3 protein-coding genes are annotated in these 3,856 nt (G+C 66.6%); 2 read left to right on the forward strand and 1 reads right to left on the reverse strand.

Annotated features, from left to right (window positions below):
- A partial coding sequence (locus VKI00_RS15530) for a thiamine pyrophosphate-binding protein (protein WP_324438826.1) occupies positions 1 to 279 on the reverse strand: 279 nt, incomplete at its 3' end.
- Between the two features lie 234 nt (positions 280 to 513).
- On the opposite strand from VKI00_RS15530, the gene VKI00_RS15535 reads away from it, so the two are divergent.
- Positions 514 to 2,724: an adenylate/guanylate cyclase domain-containing protein gene (locus VKI00_RS15535; protein WP_414687210.1), complete on the forward strand. Its 2,211-nt coding sequence runs from the start codon at positions 514 to 516 to the stop codon at positions 2,722 to 2,724.
- Positions 2,721 to 3,856: mechanosensitive ion channel domain-containing protein (locus VKI00_RS15540; protein ID WP_324438828.1), on the forward strand; the 1,136-nt coding region annotated here is incomplete at its 3' end. The genes VKI00_RS15535 and VKI00_RS15540, both read left to right, overlap by 4 nt.

Here is a 3,856-nt window from a genome sequence, read left to right on the forward strand (position 1 = left end):
CATCGGCACCCGCGCTCGTCTGGCGTTGTGCAGGTTGGCCAGGCCGTTGCCCAGTCCGGGTCCCAGATGCAGAAGCACCGCCGCGGGACGGCCCGCCATCCGCGCGTAGCCGTCGGCGGCGCCGCTGGCGACGCCCTCGAACAGGGTCAGCACGCCGCGCATGTCGGGCACGTAGTCCAGCGCGGCGACGAAATGCATCTCCGATGTTCCGGGATTGGCGAAGCAGACATCCACACCGCCGCCGACGAGGGTGTCCAGCAGTGCCCGGGCTCCGTTCACGTGCCCAACATAGCTCCGCTAGTCAGGGGCCCGCGAGCGCCGACCGCCGCACGGTGCACACGCTCCGCCCGGGGCAGGGCCGCGAGCCGACAAAACGGCGAGCCGGTTGTTTCGTGGGTTTTTGCTTACCGGCTCCGCAAGGCTAGTCTGCTGCGTGTCCTGCGCTTCCACGGCGCGACCAGCCGAAAGGGGATCTATGCCGCGATCGTCTCCGGGGGCCGCCGTGGTGAGCCGATGACTTCGTCCACCCAAGCCCCGCCGGACGCGGCCCCAGCGGACGTGGCAACGGCACGCGACGGACACTTCGCGCCGAAGGCCGGACGCTGGGGCAGACGGCGGCTGCTGTCGCGGGTCAGCATCCAGTCCAAGCTCATCGTGATGCTGCTGATCTCGAGCGTACTTTCCGCCGCCGTCGTGGGGCTCATTGGCTACCAATCCGGGCGCAGTTCGCTCAGGACGTCCGTGTTCGACCGCCTGACGGAGGTGCGCGAGTCCCAGACCCGCCTGATGGTGGACAAGGTCAACGACCTGACGAACTCGGCGATCGTGTACACCCGGGGCTCGATGACGATCGAGGCCCTCGCAGCGTTCTCCGCCGCCTTCGGCGAGCTGGCAACCGCGACGATCACCCCGGCCCAGCAGCAGGCGCTCGTCGACTACTACACCAACGACTTCGTCAAGTCGACGGAGCGAGCCACCGGCGTGCAGCTCGACGTGGATGCGCTGCTGCCGGCGTCGAACGCGCAAAAGTATCTACAGGCCTACTACACCGCGCCGTTCCCCTCGTCAGACACCGCGATCCACCTCGACGATGCGCACGACGGCAGCGCGTGGTCCGCCGCCAACGTCCGCTATAACGATTTCTTCCGGGAAATCGTCAGCCGCTTCGGGTTCGTCGACGCCATGCTGCTCGATACTGCCGGCAACGTCGTGTACACCGCCGACAAAGGTGTCGACCTGGGCACCAACATCCTGACTGGACCGTACCGCGAGAACAATCTGGCCGACGCCTATCGCAAGGCGATGGCGTCCAACTCCTCCGACTACGTGGCGGTGACGGACTTCCAGAACTACCAGCCGGCCCGAAATAAGCCGACGGCGTGGATGGTGACCGCCGTGCAACCCGGCGGTCGTACCGAGGGCGCGCTGGCGTTGCAGTTCCCGGTCACCGGGCTCAACCGCGGAATGACGATGGGCAAGCAGTGGGCGGCCAATGGTCTGGGCAAAACCGGCGAGACCTATCTGGCCGGCCCCGACGACCTGATGCGCTCGGATTCGCGCTTGTTCCTGGAGGATCCCGCGCAGTACAAACGCGATGTCGTCAGCGCAGGCACACCATCGGATGTCGCCGACGAGGCGATCAGGCTGGGCGGCACGACGCTCGTCCAGCCGGTTGGCACCGAGGCCGTCCATGCCGCCCAACGGGGCGAGACCGGCACGATGATCACCAGCGACTACCTCGGTCATCAGACCCTGCAGGCCTACGCCCCTCTCCATCTGGGCTCCGACCTGCACTGGTCGATCATCGCCAAGATCGACACCGCGGAGGCGTTCGCCCCGGAGCGGACGTTCACCCGCACACTGGTCTTGTCCACGGCGGCGATCGTCTTCGTGGTGTGCATCGCCGCAATGCTGCTTGCGCAGCTGTTCGTGCGCCCGATCCGCAGACTGGAGGCGGGAGCGCAGCGAATCAGCGGTGGCAACTATGAGGTGTCGATTCCGGTGGAGTCCCGCGACGAGATCGGCGACCTGACCGTTGCCTTCAACGAGATGAGCCGCAGCCTGGGAATCAAGGAAGAACTCCTCAACGAGCAGCGCAGGGAAAACGACCGGCTGCTGCTGTCGCTGATGCCCGAGCCGGTGGTGCAGCGTTACCGCGAAGGCGAGCAGACCATCGCACAGGATCACCAGGACGTCACCGTCATCTTCGCTGACCTGATCGGCCTCGACGAGCTCTCAGATGAGCTGTCGTCGGACGAGTCACTGGCAATCCTGAACGAGCTCTTGCGCGAATTCGACGCGGCCGCAGAACATCTGGGCGTAGAGCATGTTCGCACACTGCGCCATGGGTACCTCGCCAGCTGCGGCCTCAACGTTCCGCGGCTGGACAATGTCCGCCGCACCGTCGATTTCGCGCTCGAGATGCAGCGCATCGTGGACCGGTTCAATACCGAGAACGACCGCAACCTCAACATCAGGGCGGGTATCGACACCGGCAGGGTCACCAGCGGGCTGGTGGGCCGGTCGAGCATCGTCTACGACATGTGGGGCGCCGCGGTGAATCTGGCCTACCAGGTGCAGAGCGGCTCCCCGCTGCCGGGCGTGTACGTCACCTCGCAGGTCTATGAGGTGATGCGGGACACGCGGCACTTCACGCCCGCCGGAACCATTGCGATCGACGGGAGCGACGAGCCGATCTGGCGACTGTCGGAGCGCCAGCCATGAGCAGCATGTTCTCGTCGTCCTGGTTCTACTGGGCCGTCGGGGTCGCGATCGGCCTGCCGGTCGGCCTGGTGCTGCTCACCGAATGGCACACCGCACTGGTCCACCGGCGAAGTCACCTGGCCCGGCCGGTGGCCCTGCTGCGCAACTACCTGCTGCCGTTGGCGGCGTTGCTGCTGCTGCTCGTCAAGGCGACGCAGGTCTCGACCACCAACACCTCGGTTCGGGTGGTGGCCACCGTTTTCGGCTTCGTCGTGCTGGTGCTGCTGTTGTCGGGGCTCAATGCCACGTTGTTCCAGAGCGCCCCGGAGGGCACGTGGCGCAAGCGGATGCCGAGCATCTTCATCGACGTCGCGCGGTTTGTGCTGATCGCGGTCGGGCTGGCGTTGATCTTCTCCTACATCTGGGGCGCCAATGTCGGAGGCCTGTTCACCGCTCTTGGCGTGAGCTCGATCGTGATCGGCCTGGCGCTGCAGAATTCCGTCGGCCAGATCATCTCCGGCCTGTTGATGTTGTTCGAGCAGCCGTTCCAGTTGGGCGACTGGCTGGACACGCCGTCGGCCCGCGGGCGCGTGGTCGAGGTGAACTGGCGGGCGGTGCACATTGACACCGGGAGCGGGCTGCAGATCACGCCGAACTCGGTCCTGGCCGGTGCGTCGTTCACGAATCTGAGCCGGCCCGCGGGCAAGCACAACATCGCCGTCAGCACCAAGTTCGCGCCCGCCGATGCGCCCGATCGGGTGTGCGCGATGTTGAACCGGGCCGCTGGCATGCTTCCGCAACGCAAACCCGACGTTGCGCCGGTGACGGTGGCCGGCGGCGGCGACGAATACCGCACCACCATCGGCCTGAAGTCGCCGGCCGACGACGGGGCCGCGCGCGCGATGTTTCTACGCTGGGTCTGGTACGCCGCGCGGCGCGAGGCGTTGCACCTCGACGAGGCCCATGACGAGTTCTCCAACCCCGACCGCGTCGCAACCGCGCTGCGCGCAGCGGCTCCCACACTGCGCCTGAGTCCCGCCGACCAGCAGGAACTGGCCGCACACGCGAAGATCGTCCGCTACGGTGCTGACGAAATCCTGCAGCACTCCGGCGAAGTGCCCGCCCAGATGAGCTTCCTCGTCGCCGGACGCGT

The sequence above is a fragment of the Mycobacterium sp. genome (assembly GCF_035314665.1).
Lineage (GTDB): Bacteria > Actinomycetota > Actinomycetes > Mycobacteriales > Mycobacteriaceae > Mycobacterium.